Origin of the sequence: Caballeronia sp. AZ10_KS36 (assembly GCF_023631105.1) — a bacterium.
In the GTDB taxonomy this organism is placed as follows: Bacteria; Pseudomonadota; Gammaproteobacteria; order Burkholderiales; family Burkholderiaceae; genus Caballeronia.
This window is the reverse complement of sequence record NZ_JALQDQ010000037.1, coordinates 98848-117099: the sequence shown is the minus strand read 5'-3', so window position 1 is coordinate 117099 and position 18252 is coordinate 98848. Positions and strand designations below refer to the sequence as shown.

The following is an 18252-nucleotide window of genomic DNA, read 5'->3' as shown; positions in this document are numbered from 1 at the left end:
GACAAGCGGCGCGCGCCGTGCGACGGCGGGCCGAATAGCGGGTATGCGGGAAGGGAGAGCTTGAGCCCGCCGCTTTCGGAAGCGGCGGGAGATGCAATATCGCTTAGTTGAAAGCCATCGGCATGAGGGTCGAGCCGTCGACCGTGGCGGTCGCGTAATTCAGCTCCGAACTCTTCTGGACGAACTCAGCGACGTTTTCGCGGAAGTTCGGGTGCTCTTCCCAGGTGATGTAGCTGGCATCGGCGACTGCGGACAGCGTGAGCAACGTAAAAGCGATCTTTTCGAGAATGACGTAACGGTGGCGCATGGTGTTTCTTCCTGAATTTGCAGCGATTGTAACAGAGCCTAGGGTTTTCCCCTAGTGTGTTGTTGCAATGCCGCAAATCCGCCGTGCGCCGCTTCGGACGCCCGTTACATCGACGCTTCCAGCATCGCCGCGTAGTCGTCGCTCGTCGCCTCGCGCGGGTTCGTCTTGTGGCTGTGATCCTTCATCGCGCCGGCGATGATGCGCGGGAACAGGTCGCGCGTGACGCCGAGTTCAGCGAGGCCGCGCGGCAGGCCGAGCGTCGCGGTCATCGCGCGAATCGCGTCGCCGACTTCGTCGCCGGATGCAAGGCCCATCGCCTGCGCGATGCGGTCGAGCTTGCCTTCCTCCTGCATCGACGGCGCGCTGCGGTTGAACGCGATTACCGCCGGCAGAAAGATGGCGTTCAGCGTGCCGTGGTGCAGCTTCGGATTGATGCCGCCGAGCGAATGGCTCAGGCTATGCACGCAGCCGAGGCCCTTCTGGAACGCGAGCGCGCCCTGCATCGACGCGCTCATCATGTTCCAGCGCGCGGCGCGGTCGGAGCCGTCGCGCGTCGCCCGCTCGATGTATCGCCACGCGCGCCACAGACCGTCGAGCGCGATGCCGTCGGCGGGCGCGTTGAACGCCGGCGCCATGAAGGTTTCGAGGCAGTGCGCGATGGCGTCCATGCCGGTCGCGGCGGTGAGCATCGGCGGCAGGCCGAGCGTCAGTTCGGGATCGCAGATGGCGACTTTCGGCACCACGTGCGGCGAGATCACGCCGACCTTGCGGCCGTCATCCAGAATGAGGATCGCGCCGCGACCCACTTCGCTGCCGGTTCCGGCCGTCGTCGGAATGGCGATGACCGGCGCGGTCGCCGCCGTGATGCGCGCGAGTCCGCCCTCGATCACGGCGAAGCTCTGCAGCGGTCCTTCATGCGTCGCGCAAACCGCCACGCCCTTCGCCAGATCGATCGACGAGCCGCCACCCGCCGCGATCACGCCATCGCAGCCGTTCGCGCGATACAACTCGACCGCCGCGCGCACGGCGGCTTCGTTCGGATTCGGCGGCGTCGCGTCGAAGACCGGCGCCTCGAACGTGGGACCGAGCGCATCCACGATCTTGTCGAGCAGGCCCGCAGCGCGAATACCCGCATCCGTCACGATGAGCGGACGTCGAATACCGATGCGTTCGCACTCTCCGGGAAGAAGGCGCACGGCGCCGAAGTCGAACTGAATCTGCGTGATGTAATTGATGAGCGGCATGGCGAGATGAGGAAAAGTTATAGGCAGATCGGCCGAGTATACGGAGCGCTGCGCGTCCGCGATACTGACGGCATGTGATAGGGGTATAACTTTTCCTCAAGTCAAACCGCAACATGACGCCATCGCTCAATTCGATTCTTTCGCGGCTGCACTTGAGGCAACTGCGTCTTCTCATTGCGCTCGAAGAACGCGGTTCACTGCAAGGCGCGGCCAGTCAGCTCGCTCTCACGCAACCGGGCGTGAGCAAGTCGCTGCATGAAATCGAAACCACGTTCGGCACGCCGCTTTTCGTGCGCACGCATCGGGGCCTCGAACCGAACGCCGTCGGCCATTGCGTGATCCGCTATGCACGGCTCATTCAGACCGACCTCGCGCATCTACGCGAAGAGATCGTCGGCATCATGCGCGGCTTCGGCGGGCGCGTGTCCGTGGGCGTCATCATGGGCGCGGTGCCGCTCGTCACCGACGCCATCACGGCGCTCGGCGCGCGTCAGCCAGAGATGTCCGTCGAGATCGTCGAGGACACAAGCGCGACGCTGCTCGGTCTCATCGACGCCGGACGGCTCGACGTCGCCGTGTGTCGCACGAGCGTGAGCCAGACGCCGTATCTCTACGACAGCGTCGTCGTGCAGCAGGAGACGCTCGCCGTTATCGCCAATACCGCGCATCCGCTCGCGAAGCGGCGGCGCGTGGCGCTCAAGGATCTGGCCAAGCACCGCTGGGTCGTGTATCGCGCGAACATGCCGATGCGTCTTCTGCTCGAACGCGAGTTCCACGACGCAGGGCTGCGCTTTCCGGCGCATCTGCTCGAAACGACTTCAGCGTTCGCGACGCTCGCGCTATTGCAAAAGAACCCGTCGCTGGTGGCGCTCGTATCGGTCGATGTCGCGCGCTTCTGCACCGCGCATGGCGTCGTGTGCACGCTGCCGCTCGCGTTTTCGTCGAAGAGCGAACCATACGAAATGGTCACCCGACGCGATGCGCCGTTATCCCCCGGCGTGCGGTTATTGATGGAAGAGATCACGCAAGCGGGACGCGCTGTGAGTGCATGATCGCTGTGTCGGACAACGGACGAGATTACCGACGCGCCGCGCGTTTTGATGTACAAACTTACGTTGTTGTGACGCGCCAGCAACGCCTACCGCGCCCCTTTTTTCGCGAAGCGAAAAACTGGCCTTTTAGGCAAACGTTTGCGATTCATTTGTGTTTCAATTGAGACCCTTCTGCCACCAATACGCTGACTCCCGCGCGCCACACTCGGCGCTTCATGCATGGGATAAAGAGCTATGCGCTTCCAGTACGAGGCTTCCGCAACCGACATGAGGCACAAGTTCGATCGCCAACGTCAGGCGCATTTCCAGCGGTGGTTCGCAACGTTCGCCAGTCTCGCGCATTCGCGCCTGCCGCTGCCCGCTTATCTGCAAAAAGTCACGGACACCTTGCGCGAAGTCGCGGCCGTCGCCTCGGCTGTCGTCGAATGGATCGAAGCCGACGAACTCGTGTATTGCGCAGCCAGCGGCGCGGCCGCGCAGCACGTCGGCGTCCGGCTGCCGAGCGCCGGCAGTCTGTCCGGCCTGTGCATCACGCGCCAGCAGGCGCTCATCAGCCGCAATACCGCAAACGACCATCGCGTGGATCGCGCGGCGTGTCAGGCGGTCGGCGCTGTTTCCATGGTGGTTGCGCCCGTCATCTACGACGGCCGCTCGGTCGCGGTGCTCAAGCTCATCTCCGGCCAGCCGGACCAGTTCAACCAGTCGGACATCGCCATCCTGAACGCGTTCTGCGCGTGCATCGCGGAAACCATCGCACGAGAGGAAGCGGCGCAAGAGAATCGCCAGCTCGTGGCGGCCAATGCGAGCGTGAGCGCAACCCTGAGCATGGAATCGTCCCTGCGCGCGGAGTACGAGAAAAAGCTCGCCGATGCCCTGCGCCGCCGCCGCACCGTGATCGACAACGCGAATGTCGCCTTCGTCTCGATGGACGAAGCCGGCATGATCGTCGACTGGAACGAGGCCGCGGCGTCGCTGTTCGGATGGCGCGCGCAAGACGCGCTGAACCGGGAAATGGCGCAACTCATCGTGCCGGAGCGTTTCCGCGACGCGCATCGCGCCGGCCTCACGCGCTATCTCGCCACCGGCGAAGCGCGAGTGATCAACAGGCGCATCGAGCTTCCGGCTCTGCGGCGCGACGGCACCGAATTCGCCGCCGAACTGACGGTGAGCGAAGTCTGGTTCGACGGCCAGCGCCAGTTCGCGTGTTTCATCCACGACATCACGGACCGGCTGCGCGCGACGGAGGCGAACCAGCGCCTGCGCCTGTTGATCGATTCGGTCAGCGACTACGCGATCTGCATGCTGGACCGGCACGGCATCGTGCAATCCTGGAACGACGGCGCTCGCGCCCTTTACGGCTACACGGCGGAAGAGGCAGTCGGGCGGCATTTCGCGCTGTTCTATCCGCCCGACGAACTGGGCCGCGACCGGCCCGACGAAGCGCTGCGCCGCGCGAACGAACACGGCCGCGTGGAGCACGAAGACTGGCGCGTGCGCAAGGACGGCTCCGCGTTCTGGGCGCATGCCATTCTGAGCGCGCTGCCGTCCACCACCGGCCGCGAGCAGAACTTCGTCGCGATCACGCGCGACATGACCGCGCGCCGCCGCCTCGAAGAACTCGAAGCGTCGAGCCGGCGCATGAACGAATTTCTCGCGCTGCTCGGTCACGAGTTGCGCAATCCGCTCGCGCCGATACGCAACGCCGTGAGCATCCTGAAGCTGAAGGCGTCCGACGATCCCGACGTCAACCGCAGCCGGCTGATCGTCGACCGGCAGCTCGCGCATCTGACGAAGCTCGTCGACGATCTGCTCGAAGCGGGCCGCGTCAGCTCGGGCAAGATCCGTCTCTCGACGGAAATCGTGGATATCGCGGATGTCGTGCATCTGAGCGTCGAAGCGAGCCAGCCGATGTTCGATGCGCGCGGCCAGTGCCTCGCGGTCGAGGAGAGCGGCCAGCGCATGTATGTGAACGGCGATCCCACGCGGCTCGTGCAGGCGCTCAACAATCTGCTCAACAACGCATCGAAGTTCAGCCCGCCCGGGTCCACGGTCACGCTCGAACTCGGCCCGCGCGGCAATGCGGCCATGTTGCGCGTGAGCGACCAGGGACGCGGCATTTCCGCCGATGCGCTCGCCACGGTCTTCGATCTCTTCGTGCAGGAGCATCCGCCGGGCGCGCATCTCGACGAAGGCGGGCTCGGCATCGGCCTGACGCTCGTGCGGGCTATCGCGGAACTGCACGGCGGCCATGTCGAGGCGAAGAGCGGCGGCACGGGAAACGGCAGCGCGTTCACGCTGTGGCTGCCGCTCGCGCAGGCGCCCGCGGACATCGGCGCGACGCCGGCCGAGCCTGCGCCAACGGCGGATCGGCAACTGGAAGTGTTGGTGGTGGACGACAATCGCGATTCCGCCGACAGCATGACGCTGCTCGTCGACATGCTCGGTCATACCGCGCGCTCGGCCTACGACGGCGAAGAGGCGTTGCAGCAGTTCGGCGCGCGCCGGCCGCAGGTCGTGCTGCTGGACCTGTCGATGCCGGGTCTCACGGGCTTCGACGTGATTCGCGGCATCCGCGAGCAGGCGAGCAGCGACGGCGGCAAGCACGTGATCGTCGCCGCGATGACCGGGCTCGGATCGGACGAAGACATCGCCCGCACGCGCGCCGCCGGCTTCGATGCGCATCTCGTGAAGCCGGTGGATCTCGACGAAGTGGAAGCGGTGCTCGCGCTCGCCGCCAAATAAAACCGGAAGCGCGCCGCTAGCGCGCTTCGCTCTCCGCGCGCTCGACGGTCACGTTGCCGCGCTCCGTGAAGCGGCTCGCGGCGGCGGGGTCAGCCAGCGAATCGGTGATGAGCGTCCAGTCGCGTTCCAGCGGCGTCCAGTGCTGCTGGCTCGCGCGCCCGAGCTTGTCGGATGTGACGAGCACGAACACGCTCGCCGCCTGCGCGACGATGCACTCCTTCAGAAACGCCTGCTCCGCCGTGGCTTCGCACAGTCCACGGCCCGCCACCACGCCGTCCGCGCCCAGAAAAGCCAGGTCGTAAGTCACGCGCGACAGCGCAAGCTGCGCAATGGGCCCGAGCGTGCTCATGCTCGACGGCCGCACGTCGCCGCCGATCAGCGTCACGGGCACGTCCGCCGACGCGAGCGCGCTGACCGCCAGCAAATTGTTCGTCACGACCTGAATGCCCTTGCGCCCCGCGAGGCAGCGCGCGAGCGCGGCGGTCGTCGTGCCGCCGTCCAGAAAGAGCGTGTCGCCGTCCTGCACGTGCCGCGCCGCCGCCCGGGCGATGGCTTCCTTCTGTTCCCGAAAACTCGCCCGACGCGTATCGAGCGATTCCTCCGGCTCGTGCACGCCGACCGACGCCGCGCCGCCGTAGGTGCGCACAATGCGGCGCTCCTCGGCGAGCGCGCGCAGGTCGCGCCGCACCGTCGCCTCGGACATGCCGAAGTGCTCGCACAGCGCGGCCACATCGTTCATGCCGGACAGCACGGCCTGCAACATGGCTTCGCGGCGTTTCTCGACTTTCATGCGGTTCCTGTTCCTTTGAGCGTGGTTGCGCGTGCCGCGTGCGGCGGTCCGCAAGTTTAGCGAATCAGACGATGCTTTCGGGCTCGGGCAATGCTCACCGGGTTCTCACGAGCGCACCCCGGCGTTTTGATCGGTTCGATCATTAATCGTCACAACGTTTGCGCGGTTCGATCAGTGTAAACGCCTAGACGCAGCGAATTGCGCGCGATTCGATCAAAGGATACACTTGGAAATGATCGATGCAATCATTTCCTGATCGAACCAGACAAGATCCTCCCGGAGACACCCATGGCCCAGATTCCCATCAAACGCGCGGTGGAGCGCGTACCCGGCGGCATGATGATCGTTCCGCTTCTGATCGGCTCGCTCATCGCGACGTTCCTGCCGGGCATGCCGAAGTTTTTCGGCTCGTTCACGAACGCGCTCTTCACCGGCGCGCTGCCGATTCTCGCGGTCTTCTATGTCTGCATGGGCGCGGGCATCGACGTGAAAGCGACGCCCTACCTGCTCAAGAAAGGCGGCGCGCTCTTCGCCACCAAAGTCGGCATGGCGATTCTGACGGGCATCGTGCTCGGGCATTTTCTCGGCGAGCAGCCGATCAGCTCCGGCATGTTCGCGGGCCTCTCGACGCTCGCCGTCGTCGCCGCGATGAACGACACGAACGGCGGCCTCTACATGGCGCTGATGGGCCAGTACGGACGCTCGGAGGACGTCGGCGCGTACACGATCATGTCGCTCGAATCGGGTCCCTTCCTCACGATGGTCACGCTCGGCGTCGCGGGCCTCTCGGCGTTTCCGTGGCCGACGCTCGTTGGCAGCATTCTGCCGCTCGCCATCGGCATGTTGCTCGGCAATCTGGACCGCGACATGCGCGACTTTCTCGGCCGCGCGGTCCCGGTGATGATTCCGTTCTTCGCGCTGGCGCTGGGCGCGAGCCTCGACTTGCACAAGGTCTGGCAGGCTGGCCTGCTCGGCATCGGCCTTGGGCTCGCGGTGGTCATCGTGACGGGCATTCCGCTCTACTTCGCGGACCGTCTGACGGGCGGCACCGGCGTGGCGGGCGCGGCGGCAGCGAATACCGCAGGTAATGCAGCGGCGGTTCCGGCGCTGATCGCGGCGGCCAATCCGGTCTACGAATCGGCGGCGAAATCGGCGACGCTGCTCGTCGCGGCATGCGTGGTCGTGACAGCCATCGTCACGCCGATCGTCACGGCCGCGATTGCGAAGCGCGTGAACGCACGCAGCGATGCCCGCATGGCGGTCGGCGCTCGGGACAAGCGGGGAGCCACGCAATGAGCGCGCAGCCTGTCCAAGCGGCGAGCATGCTGATTCTCGCCGATGACCTCTCGGGCGCTGCCGACTGCGCCATCGCGTTTGCGGCGTCGGGCCGCAAGACGGTCGTGACGCTGGACATCTCGTCGCCCGCCGACGACGCGACGGTGATCGCCGCCGACACCGACACGCGCCGCTTCGCGCCCGAGGACGCCGGCGCGCGCGTCGCACAGGCGTGGCAGGCGCTGCGCGCGCCCGGCCGGCGTCTGTACAAGAAGATCGATTCGACGCTGCGCGGCAACTGGACCGCCGAAGTCGCGGCGCTCGCGCGTCTCGCCGGCCCGGCGATCGTCGCGCCCGCGTTTCCGGCCACGGGCCGCGCCGTGCGCGACGGCATCGTGTTCGTGCATGGCGTGCCGCTCGAAGAGACGGAGACGTGGCAGCTCGAACACGCCGGCCGCGACGCGCGCCTCGGGCCGATGCTCGAAGCGGCGGGCCTCACGACCGCGCACGTCGCGCTCGACACGCTGCGCGGCGAGCCGCAGTCACTCGCCGCGATCATCGCGACGGCGGCGGCAGAAGGCACCGGCGCGTTGATCGTCGATGCCGAAACCAGCGACGACCTCGCCGCGCTCGCGCGCATCACGGCATCGCTCGATACGCCGTTCTTCTGGGTCGGCTCCGGCGGGCTTGCACGCGAACTCGCGGCGCTGCCCGATCTGTTCGAAGCGGCTGCATCGACGGCGGCGCGGCACCCGTCGGCAGACGTGGCGCGCGGCCCGGTGCTCGCGCTCGTCGGCAGCCTGTCGGCGGTGTCGGAGCGGCAATGCGCAATGCTGCGCACCGAAGCGGGCCTCGTCGAATTCATCCTGCCGCCAGCGGTGCTGCGCGACGGCGAGCGTCATGCGGACTGGCGCGCTTGGGGCGAGCGCATCGGCGAAACGTTGCGCGGCGGTCAGGATCTGATCGTGCGAATCGGACGCGACGATGCCTTCGACCCCGCCGAAGGCGCGCGTCTTTCCACTGCGCTCGCCGCGCTCGTCGCGCCGCACTTCGACGCGCTCGGCGGCCTGATCGCGACCGGCGGCGAAACCGCCCGCGCCATGCTCGCGGCCGCGAACGTCGGCAGCCTCGAACTCGTGCGCGAAATCGAAGCCGGCGTCGCGCTCGGACGGGCCACCACGAGCGAATCGAACACGGCGGGCGGCGCGGCCATCGTCACGAAGGCAGGCGCGTTCGGCAGCGAGCATGCGCTCTACGGCGCGTACCGGCATCTGCGCGGACTTTCGAACGAACACGCCGAAGCGGCCTCGCCAGTGGCCGCCCGCTAAGAACCACGCGAACCCTCAACATCTATCAATCACCATGACCAACTATCTTCCCGTAATCGGCATCACGATGGGCGACGCGAGCGGCGTGGGCCCGGAAATCGTCGTCAAGAGCCTCGCGCATGACACCGTTTATCAGCAGTGCCGTCCGCTCGTGATCGGCGATGCGCGCCGCCTCGAGCGCGCCATCGAAATTACCGGCGTGAAGGCCACCGTCCGCCGCGTCGAGGACGCATCCGAGGCGCGCTATGAACCGGGCGCGATCGACTGCATCGACCTCGGTCTGATTCCCGACGACCTGCCGTTCGGCCAGCTCTCGCCGGTCGCGGGCGACGCCGCTTACCGCTATATCGCCCGCGCGGTCGAACTGGCGCAGGCCAATCAGATCGACGCCATCTGCACCGCGCCGCTCAACAAGGAAGCGTTGCACGCGGGCGGCCACAAGTTCCCGGGACACACGGAGATGCTCGCGCATCTGACCGGCGTGGACGAAGTGTCGATGATGCTCGTCGCGCCAAAGCTGCGCGTGATTCACGTGACGACGCACATCGGCATCATCGACGCGATCCGCAAGATCGAGCCGGGGCTCGTGCAGCGCACCATCGAGCGCGGCGACGCGACGCTGAAGAAAGCGGGCATCGAAAGGCCGCGCATCGGCGTGTGCGGGATCAATCCGCACGCGGGCGAGAACGGTCTTTTCGGCTACGGCGAGGAAGAGGAGAAGATCATCCCGGCGGTGAAGGCCTTGCAGGAACGCGGTCTCGACGTGACCGGCCCGCTGCCCGCCGACACGCTGTTCTATCGCGCGGGACGCGGCGACTTCGATCTCGTCGTCGCGATGTATCACGATCAGGGGCACGGCCCCGTGAAGGTGCTCGGCCTCGAAGCGGGCGTGAACGTGACCGTCGGGCTGGATGTGATCCGCACGTCGGTGGACCACGGCACGGCGTTCGATATCGCGGGCAAGGGCATCGCCGATGAAGGCAGCATGCTCGAAGCGCTGCGTCAGGGCGCGGAACTGGCGACGCGGCGCGGGTGATTTTTGGTTGAGCGCGGGGGCTTGCCGCTCGGTATTGCTGAGGATGGATATGTCCGCCGCCTCCCAGCGGCCCGGCACCCGCGCATAGAACTGTAGCGGGAAGCCGGCGCGAATCGGCGCGACAATGGCGCATCTTCGTCGCCGCGCTCCCGCCATGACCGCTTCCTTCGAAACCCTCGCTTCCCTCTGGCGCATCGCCGGTCTGCCCGACGATGCGCTTTCGTTCGTCGACCTGACCGGGCACGAGCCGGTCTTTCCTTCGACCTTCGCCGTCGGCACGGCCGCGCAGTCCACCATCGCCGCAGCGGCGCTCGCCGCCTGCGAGCTCGCGCATGTCCGCGGCGCGCCGCGTCAGCGCGTGGCGGTCGATATGACGCACGCGGCCGTCGAATGCACCGGCTACTTCACGCTCGACGGAAAGGAGCCGGAAACGTGGGGGCCGTTCTCCGGGCTCTACCGCTGCGCCGACGGCTACGTGCGCATCCATGCGAACTTCGCGCACCATCAGGACGGCGCGTTGCGCGTGCTCGGTCTCGATCCGGCCACGGCGACGCGCGCCGACGCGGAGCGCGCGCTCGTCCACTGGCGCGCGGGCGACTTCGAAGACGCCTGCGCGCAACGCGGTCTCGTCGTCACGAAGCTGCGCCGCTTCGACGAATGGGACGCGACGCCGCAAGGCCGCGCGCTCGCCGGGCAGCCGCTGATGACGTTCACGCGCATCGGCGATGCGCCGCCGCTCACGCTGCCGCCACTCGCCGCCGATGCGCGTCCGCTCTCCGGCGTGCGGGTCCTCGATTTGACGCGCATTCTCGCCGGCCCGGTCGGCGGTCGGGCGCTCGCCGCGTTCGGCGCGGACGTGCTGCTCGTGAATTCGCCGCATCTGCCGAATATCTCCGCCATTGCCGATACGAGCCGGGGCAAACGCTCGGCCCATGTCGATCTGCGCTCGGAAGACGGACGCGCGGCGCTGTGGCGTCTGATCGGCGAGGCGCATGTGTTCTCGCAAGGCTACCGGCCCGGCGGGCTGGCGTCGCTCGGCTTCGGGCCGAACGAGCTGGCGGCGCGGCGGCCGGGCATCGTGCAAGTGTCGCTGTCCGCTTACGGGACGAAGGGCCCGTGGGCCGGGCGGCGCGGCTTCGACTCGCTCGTTCAGACCGCGATGGGCTTCAACGCGGCCGAAGGCGACGCAGAAGGCGCAGGCAAGCCTCGCGCGCTGCCGATGCAGATGCTCGACATGGCGACCGGCTTTCTGATGGCGTTCGGCGCGGCGGCGGCGCTGTGGAAACAGCAGCGGGAAGGCGGAAGCTGGCATGTGGAGGTATCGCTGGCGCAGACAGGGCAGTGGCTGCGCGGGCTCGGCAGGATCGAGGGCGGTCTGGGCGCGCGGAAGCCGGATATCGCGGCGTTTCTGGAACGCAGGCCATCGGGATTCGGCGAACTGGAAGCGGTGCGGCCGAGCGCGCAACTCGCGCGCACGCCTGCGGGTTATGACAGGGCGTCGGTGCCGCCGGGGTCGTCGGAGGCGCGTTGGTGAGGGCGCGTTGGTGAGGGCGCGATGGGTCGATGGAAGCGCATCTGTCGATGCGGCCGGAGCCTACGGGCGAAACGCGCCTCACGACGCTTGACTAAGGGTGGCTGAGAAGCGGCGCGGCGAAGCGCGCCACTTTTGCGAATGCCGGGCGGCTACGAGAGCGCTTGGGTGCCGCCAAGGTGCATCGGAGCCGCGCACGGTGAAAGCAACGAGCAGAGCGCGCCTCTCGACGGCGAACTGTAGGCGGCACGGCAAGCACGCAATGCACGTGTACGCCGGCCAGTTGCGGAAGCGGCCAGCGCAATCGGAAACGCCCAGAGCCCGTCTTGTGACGGCGGTATGCGCTCAACCGGCCGATGCAGCGGCGACCCGTCACCGGCCAAGCGAGCCGGGCCGCTTGGCCGGATATGAGCCGTGCGAGGCGTCCTGACCGCCATGCGGCGCGCGTCAGCGATTGCGAATCGGGACAGTGACAAGCGCCCCCAACGCATACGTCGGCATTCAACCGTCATTCGGTCTACGAATCAATCACGTGCTTGAGTCGCATCCCTCGCGGGAGAAGCGACCCAACCCGCCCTCACTTCCCCGACTTCTTCGTCTTTTTTCGATTGAACTCGATCGCCGCGCGCACGAGCCGCGTAAGCCGCGCCGCATCGACCGTATCGCCTTCGAAGAAATCGATGGCCCGCCGCGCATTCCCTTCCAGCCCCGCGTTGAACAGCCCGTCCGGATCGGCAATCGACGCGCCGTGAGCGAAGGTCACCTTCACCTTGCCCTTGTGCGCGTTGGCGACCGCGATCATGCCGTCGCGATACCACACCGGGCTTCCCATGTACTTCCACTCCTCGACGATCTCCGGATCGGCATCTAGGATGCTTTCGCGCACGCGGGCGAAGGTCTGCCCGCGCCAGTCCGTCAGTTCGGCGATCAACTGGTCGATGCGTTGCGATGCGTTCATTCGATCTTTCTCACTCTCGACGAAGCGATGACAAAACCGAAATCTATCGCGAAAGCAGCCCGAACACACCCACGCCGCTTCGCGTGCCCACGTACACCTTGCCGTTCGCAATCGTCGGCGTGATGAACTTGTTGCCCTGGCCGAACTGGTCGCGCGAGCCGGCCTGTCGGCTGTTGTACAGCTCGCGCGCGAGGTTGGACGCGTCGTACGCGTGCAGCGCCGCAATCGTGCCGTTCTCCGCCGCCCACACGATGCCGTTCGCCGCGCCGTTCGCCGACACGCTCGGCGTCGCGCCCGGCGCGCCGAAGCTCGTTGGCGTCCGGCTGGCGGGCGTGGACGAGAGCCGCGCGTCGGTGATCGCGAATGCCTTGATGCTGTCGCCTATCGCGCCGAAGTACACGGTCCGGTTGAAGTACGCGGGCATGCCGAACACCGGCCCGCGAATCTGCCCGACGAGCTCCTGATAGATATGGTCCGCGTTCGAATCGAACTTGCCCATCGAATCGCGGTTGACCACGTAGATCACCGAGTTCTTGCCCGCGCCGAGCGCGAGATGGCGGATCGCGCCGCTCGCATCCGGAAGATCGGGTAAGACGAGCGCGCCGCCAGAACCGAGATCTTCGTCCGCGCTCGACTGCTGCACCGTGTTCGACGGCTGGAAGTAATCGGTGACGGCGAGCGTCGGCGTCGTGCCGAGCTTCAGGAAGCCGTTGCCGAAATCGCCGTGAATCGGCATGCCCTGCCCGTCGAGCGTCGCGTCGAAGGTACCGTTCGCATCGAGAAAATAGATCGACGCGCCATCCGAAGCGAGGCCCGCGCCGCTCATCCAGATCGCGCCCATCTGTCCGTTGGGCGTGACGTTCAGCACGCTCGCCTGTTGCAGCGTGCTCGCGTTGTAGCCGATCACCCAGCCGGTGTACGGCATGATGTCGCAATGCGACGTCCACGCCGTATAAACGACGCCACCCAGCAGCAGCAGCGACGCGCGCTCGGCGTATTGCCCCGGATCGAACACGACCCGCCCGTTCTGGCTGCCCACGCCGGTGCCGGGATACGACGCCGCGATCTCCGTCGGCCCGCCGAAAAGCTCCGCGCCCGTCGCGATGTCGAGCGCATGAATGCGCTGGTGATAGCGGCCCGCGCCGTCTTTCGACATGCCGACGACATACATCGCACCGCGCGCGCGGTCGATGACCGGCGTCGCGGTGATGCCGATGGTCGGCGTGATCTGACCGCAGCCGTGATCGTCGCTCGGCGTCTCGCCGCTTGCGAGCGTGCTCGCTTTCCAGAGCGTGGCGCCGGTGTCCGCGTCGAACGCGAAGACGCTGGCGTTCTCGGTCGCGACGTACAGCACGTTGTGCGTGCCGCCCGCGGTAGGCACGGCGGCGAGGAAAAGCGGCTGCGCATCGACGGGGCCGTCCGTCGCGAAGACGGCGAGCTTGCCGAACGTGGCCGCGTTGACGTTCGCGGGCGTGAGCACGGATTCGTAGAGCTGCTGGCCGGTGCGCGCGATGTCGTTGTGATAGGTCGCGACGTCCATCGGGTGCGTGACCGGCTGCGTCGGTGTGCCGCCGCTCGTTCCATCCGATGCTGCCGATGCTGCCGCCGGACTGGACGCGGGCGCTGCCGCCCCGCCGCCCGCCGCGACGGAACTCGTCGTCGATGAAGAACCGCCCCCGCTGCATCCCACGACGATCGCCGCCGCGATCAGCGCCGCGCCAAACAGGGAGAGCACGGCGCGACCGGAAAAATGCCGACTCATGTGCATTCTCCTTCTGGGAACGAGCGAAGCACGCGTTTCAGTCGATTATCGCGCGAAGTTCGCACAGGGAGTCGTTCAGCGTAGAAGGCCGTTGGCGCACGACCGTTTGCTGCGTCGCACCAAACCTGTTAATATACGGGTTACTACCTAGGTAGTTAACCTAGAAGCCACCGAATCAAGGAGTTGCCATGGGAATCCTCGCCCCGCTTTTTTCGTTCATCGCCGACGCTCTTCGTGACGCACTGAAGGCACGCGCCAAGGTCAGCGCGCTGATGGCCGAAGCCTATCGCCGCACGGTGTAAATCCGCTCAGGGCGGCGGTTCAACCCACCGCCGCCCTCGCGCTCGCTTCACGGCAGCGTGTACGCGATCACGTAATCCCCCGCCTTGGTTCCGAGCGAACCATGCCCGCCCGCCGTCACCACGACGTACTGCTTGCCGCTCGCGTCGGCGTAGCTCATCGGCGTCGCCTGGCCGCCTGCCGGCAGACGCGCTTCCCATAGCTTGTTGCCGTTGCGCACGTCGTAGGCGCGCACGTATTGATCGAGCGTGCCCGTCAGGAACGTGACGCCGCCCGCCGTCACAATGGTGCCGCCGAGGCTCGGCACGCCGAGCGGCATCGGAATCGGCAGCGGCGCCTTGTCGCGAATCGTGCCGTTCTTGTGCTGCCACGCGATCTTGCCCGTGCGCAAATCGACCCCCGCGATATACCCCCACGGCGGCGCCTGACACGGAATGCCGAGCGGCGACAGAAACGCGTTCAGCTCGAACGCGAACGGCGTGCCGCGCGCCTGTTTGATGCCGCTCGTCTCGCTGCCCTTCTTCTCGCCCGCCTGCTCGTCCAGCTTCTCGCGCGGGATGAGCTTCGACGTGAACGCCATGTAATCCGGATTCGCGATCAAGATCTGCCGCACCGGATCCACCGACACGCCGCCCCAGTCGAATACGCCGAAATTGCCCGGAAACACCAGCGTGCCCTGCTCGGACGGCGGCGTGAACGGCCCCTCGTAGCGCAAACTCTTGAACTTGATGCGGCACCAAAGCTGATCGAACGGCGTCGTGCCCCACATGTCGGCCTCGCGCACGCGCGGCGGATTGAAGTTGAGCGCGGAGACGGCCTGCGTCGGCGACGTGCGGTCGCCTCGCGCCGCGCCTTGCGGCACCGGCACCTCGTTGATCGGGATGATCGGCTGGCCGGTTTCGCGATTCAGCACGTAGAGACTGCCCTGTTTCGTCGACGCGATCAGCGCCGGCTGCATGCCTCGCGCGGTTTGCAGGTCCACGAGCGTCGGCTGGCCGCCCACGTCCATGTCCCAAAGGTCGTGGTGCGTGAACTGATAGTTCCAGCGCAGCTTGCCGGTGGCGAGATCGAGCGCGACGACGCCCGCGCCGAAACGCTCGGCCTGCTGCGTGCGCTGGCCGCCCCATTGGTCGGGCGTCTGATTGCCCATCGGCAGATAGATCATGCCGCGCTTTTCATCGACGCTGAAGATCGACCACATGTTCGGCGAGTTGCGCACGTAAGTTCCGCCGGGCGCGATCGGCTCAGTGGCGTCCGGGTTGCCCGAATCCCAGTTCCAGACGAGATGGCCGTCGTTGACGTCATACGCGCGGATCACGCCGGACGGCTCGTTGTTCGATTCGTTGTCCGTCACGTGACCGCCGACGATCACGAGATTGCGCGCGACGGCCGGCGGCGATGTCGAGTAATAGCCGCCTGGCGTGAACGGCCCGACGTTCATGCGCAAGTCGATGGTCCCGTTCTTCCCGAAGCTCGCGCAGGGCTTGCCCGTGTCGGCGTCAAGCGCGATCAGGCGGGCATCGGCGGTCGGGAGAAAGACGCGGCGCGGGCATTCGTTCGAAGGCGCGGCGGGTTGAGCGGCGGTATTCGTCGCAGGCTCCGAGGCGGCTGCGTCGTTTGATGCGGCCGGCGTGGAGGCGGCGGCATCGCTGGACGCGGCGGGCGCGGAGGCGGCTGCGTCGCTGGACGCGGCGGGCGCGGACGCCTGCGCATCGGGTGACGCTTCCGAAGCGGCGGACGCAGCGGACGCGCCCGCAGGCGAAGCCGCCGCCGCGTGCATCGCCGGGTCGTAGTACGCGACGCCTCGGCAGGTCATGTGCTCCCAATGCTTGAACCCGACCGTGCTCTGAATCTGCGGATCGAAGTGCCAGCGTTCCTTGCCGGTCGCGGCATCGAGCGCGAAGACCTTGCTGTGCGGCGTACACAGAAAGAGCGTGTCGCCCACTTTGAGCGGCGTGTTCTCGTCGGTCGTTTCGGTCGGATCGTCGGGGCCGGGCATGTCGCCGGTGCGAAACGTCCACGCCGTTTTCAACTGATGCACGTTCTGCGGCGTGATCTGCGCGAGCGGCACGTAACGCTGGCCGAGCGGCGAGCCGCCATAGTCGATCCAGTCGCCCGGCTGCCGTCCGGTCGCCGCGTTCAGGTCCGGCTGGTTCGGATCGGCGGCCACGCTCACGTCGATGCTGCCCGCGCGATCGTGCGGATCGGTGAAGTACGTGCCGATGCCGAGCAGCACCGTCAGCACGATGGCAGCCGCGAGCGGCACGCGCGCGGCGCGCGCAGTCGAAGGCGGACCGAACAGCGCGCCGCGATGCACGTAAGGAATGAGCAGCCACACCGCGAGCAAGACCCAGATCCACAAGCGCGGCAGAAGCTGCCAGAAGTCGAAACGCGCTTCGAACACCGCCCAGATCGTCGATCCGAACAACACGAGCGCGAAGAGCAGCAGCGCGGAGCGGCGTCGGATGAGCAAGAGGAGACCCGTCAGCACGATTGCCACGCCGGTGAGCGCGTAGTACCACGATCCATCGAGCGTCACGAGATACGCGCCGCCCGCGGCGAGCAAGAGTCCGATCACGATGAACGCGATAGCCGTGCCGAACGTGAGCGGATGAAGTCTTGAGGTACTCGGCATGCTGCAACCCTCCCGGAAGAATGGCGGAACGCGGCCGTCGTCAGCCGTGGTTCGGACGTTGCCAGACCGGTCTGGGCAGCAAGTCACATGCCGTTCGCGGGCAGGAGAGCGAGGGAAAAAGAAAGCAGTGCTTCGATGCGACGAGGCTTTCAGCGCGGACGCGGCCACCGTCCGCCGTGAACCGTCGCGCAATGCGTGCCGGAGACGAGCGCAGCCTTCAGATCGCTGCGCTCCGAGAAACGCGGGGCGTCGAACCAGAGCAGAAACTCGTCGCGCCACACGCCCCAGGCGTTCTCGTCGAAGTCGAAGTCTTCGTCGATGCATCCGTTATCGCGCAGATACGCGCCGACGACCTGCTTGCCGTTCCAGTACGCAACGGCCACATCGGTCAGATCGGCGGTCATGCCGCGCGGCAGATCGCGGAGCAGCATGGCGAGGTGCGCCCTGAACGATGTGAAGTCGGTCGGTCTCATCGTGTGCTCCGCTTCAAAAAGATGCGTTGAAAACACTTACGCGGCGCGCGCTTTTCAGCCGAACGCGCCCTTATTGAGGTCCTTCTCGAACGCCGCCACCCATGCGGTGCCGTGCCCGATGCGATATTCGCGCTCCTTCAGCGTCGAGCGCCGCACGATGTTCACGTGTCCCCGCAGCGGATAAACGTCGTCCACGACATCCGATTCGCCCGCCTCCTGCACGAGGAAATCGCCCGGGTCGAGCCGGTGGCGCGCGAGAACCGCGAGGAAAACCGCCTTTTCGTCGGGTGCGATCACTGACATGGCGCCCTCCAACATCGAACGCTGCTCATTCAAGGTAGCACAAGCGCGGACGAACGGCGAAGCGAATCGCCTCGGCACGCGGTACGCACATAACTTGCTGCGGAAGGTGGCCGATTCACTTTCCGGAGGCATCGCCGATGAACGTTTCGCCGTATCGCCACGCGTTTCTATGCGCGGCACTTTTCGCATGCGCGCAGGTTCGCGCTGACGAGCCCGCTTGCGGCGTGCTGCAAGGCGCGTCGGGCAACGCGCTGGCCTTGCAGGAAGGCGCGCGCGCCGATCTCGTGCAGGGCGACAAGACCGTGCACGGCGCGCTGCATATCTATCGGGATGACGCGGTGTATCGCGTGTACTGGCAGCCGGATGGAAGCGCGGAGAAGTACGTGCTTGCGAATGCTGGGGAAAACAGCGTGCGGCTGGTTTCGACGCCGCCGCGCGGCGCGAAAGTGGACGCGGGACCGGGCACGCTGCCGCAGCAGCAGGTGCTGTCGTGTCCCGCGTTGTGAAGCGAATGCG

The 18252-nt window shown here is 66.7% G+C and carries 15 protein-coding genes; 7 read left to right on the top strand and 8 right to left on the bottom strand.

Annotated elements, in window-relative coordinates:
- Positions 1 to 103: 103 nt before the first annotated feature.
- Positions 104 to 307 carry a hypothetical protein gene (locus NCR35_RS23055; protein ID WP_250536254.1) on the bottom strand — a complete coding sequence of 68 codons (204 nt, stop codon included), beginning with the start codon at positions 305 to 307 and terminating at the stop codon, positions 104 to 106.
- 104 nt (positions 308 to 411) lie between these two features.
- On the bottom strand, positions 412 to 1551 hold the full coding sequence (gbd, locus tag NCR35_RS23050) for a 4-hydroxybutyrate dehydrogenase (RefSeq protein ID WP_250536253.1): 1140 nt from the start codon (positions 1549 to 1551) through the stop codon (positions 412 to 414).
- Positions 1552 to 1664: 113 nt separating this feature from the next.
- Here gbd and NCR35_RS23045 point away from each other — a divergent pair, with 113 nt between their 5' ends.
- Entirely contained in the window at positions 1665 to 2603 is a 939-nt protein-coding gene (locus NCR35_RS23045; protein ID WP_250536252.1) for a LysR family transcriptional regulator, read from the top strand.
- Between the two features lie 267 nt (positions 2604 to 2870).
- On the top strand, positions 2871 to 5345 hold the full coding sequence (locus tag NCR35_RS23040; protein WP_250536251.1) for a hybrid sensor histidine kinase/response regulator: 2475 nt from the start codon (positions 2871 to 2873) through the stop codon (positions 5343 to 5345).
- A gap of 16 nt (positions 5346 to 5361) precedes the next feature.
- Here NCR35_RS23040 and NCR35_RS23035 read toward each other — a convergent pair whose 3' ends face one another.
- Positions 5362 to 6135, bottom strand: coding sequence for a DeoR/GlpR family DNA-binding transcription regulator (locus tag NCR35_RS23035; protein ID WP_250536250.1), 774 nt, complete (start codon positions 6133 to 6135; stop codon positions 5362 to 5364).
- Positions 6136 to 6423: 288 nt separating this feature from the next.
- On the opposite strand from NCR35_RS23035, the gene NCR35_RS23030 reads away from it, so the two are divergent.
- The 4 genes from NCR35_RS23030 (at position 6424) to NCR35_RS23015 (ending at position 11308) form a co-directional block, all read left to right on the top strand.
- Positions 6424 to 7431: a 2-keto-3-deoxygluconate permease gene (locus NCR35_RS23030; protein ID WP_244850563.1), complete on the top strand. Its 1008-nt coding sequence runs from the start codon at positions 6424 to 6426 to the stop codon at positions 7429 to 7431.
- Positions 7428 to 8738: a four-carbon acid sugar kinase family protein gene (locus tag NCR35_RS23025; RefSeq protein WP_250536249.1), complete on the top strand. Its 1311-nt coding sequence runs from the start codon at positions 7428 to 7430 to the stop codon at positions 8736 to 8738. The genes NCR35_RS23030 and NCR35_RS23025 overlap by 4 nt, the downstream gene beginning before the upstream one ends.
- 34 nt (positions 8739 to 8772) lie before the next feature.
- Positions 8773 to 9774 carry a 4-hydroxythreonine-4-phosphate dehydrogenase PdxA gene (gene pdxA / locus NCR35_RS23020; protein ID WP_244850566.1) on the top strand — a complete coding sequence of 334 codons (1002 nt, stop codon included), beginning with the start codon at positions 8773 to 8775 and terminating at the stop codon, positions 9772 to 9774.
- Between the two features lie 154 nt (positions 9775 to 9928).
- Complete coding sequence (locus tag NCR35_RS23015) at positions 9929 to 11308, top strand: CoA transferase (protein ID WP_250536248.1); 1380 nt, start codon at positions 9929 to 9931, stop codon at positions 11306 to 11308.
- Positions 11309 to 11882: 574 nt separating this feature from the next.
- On the opposite strand, the gene NCR35_RS23010 is transcribed toward NCR35_RS23015, so the two are convergent.
- The 5 genes from NCR35_RS23010 to NCR35_RS22990 form a co-directional block, all read right to left on the bottom strand.
- Entirely contained in the window at positions 11883 to 12263 is a 381-nt protein-coding gene (locus NCR35_RS23010; RefSeq protein WP_250536247.1) for a DUF1801 domain-containing protein, read from the bottom strand.
- Positions 12264 to 12306: 43 nt separating this feature from the next.
- Positions 12307 to 14025 (bottom strand): outer membrane protein assembly factor BamB family protein, encoded by a 1719-nt coding sequence (locus NCR35_RS23005; protein WP_250536246.1) that lies wholly within the window; start codon positions 14023 to 14025, stop codon positions 12307 to 12309.
- Positions 14026 to 14374: 349 nt separating this feature from the next.
- Positions 14375 to 16960: a glucose/quinate/shikimate family membrane-bound PQQ-dependent dehydrogenase gene (locus NCR35_RS23000; protein ID WP_250536245.1), complete on the bottom strand. Its 2586-nt coding sequence runs from the start codon at positions 16958 to 16960 to the stop codon at positions 14375 to 14377.
- A 149-nt stretch (positions 16961 to 17109) separates the two neighbouring features.
- Positions 17110 to 17433, bottom strand: a complete 324-nt coding sequence (locus NCR35_RS22995) for a hypothetical protein (RefSeq protein ID WP_175945636.1) — start codon at positions 17431 to 17433, stop codon at positions 17110 to 17112.
- A 54-nt stretch (positions 17434 to 17487) separates the two neighbouring features.
- On the bottom strand, positions 17488 to 17736 hold the full coding sequence (locus tag NCR35_RS22990; RefSeq protein WP_250536244.1) for a hypothetical protein: 249 nt from the start codon (positions 17734 to 17736) through the stop codon (positions 17488 to 17490).
- 137 nt (positions 17737 to 17873) lie between these two features.
- Here NCR35_RS22990 and NCR35_RS22985 point away from each other — a divergent pair, with 137 nt between their 5' ends.
- The gene (locus tag NCR35_RS22985) at positions 17874 to 18242 is read left to right on the top strand and encodes a hypothetical protein (RefSeq protein WP_250536243.1); all 369 of its coding nucleotides are present in this window, start codon (positions 17874 to 17876) and stop codon (positions 18240 to 18242) included.
- Positions 18243 to 18252 lie beyond the last annotated feature (10 nt).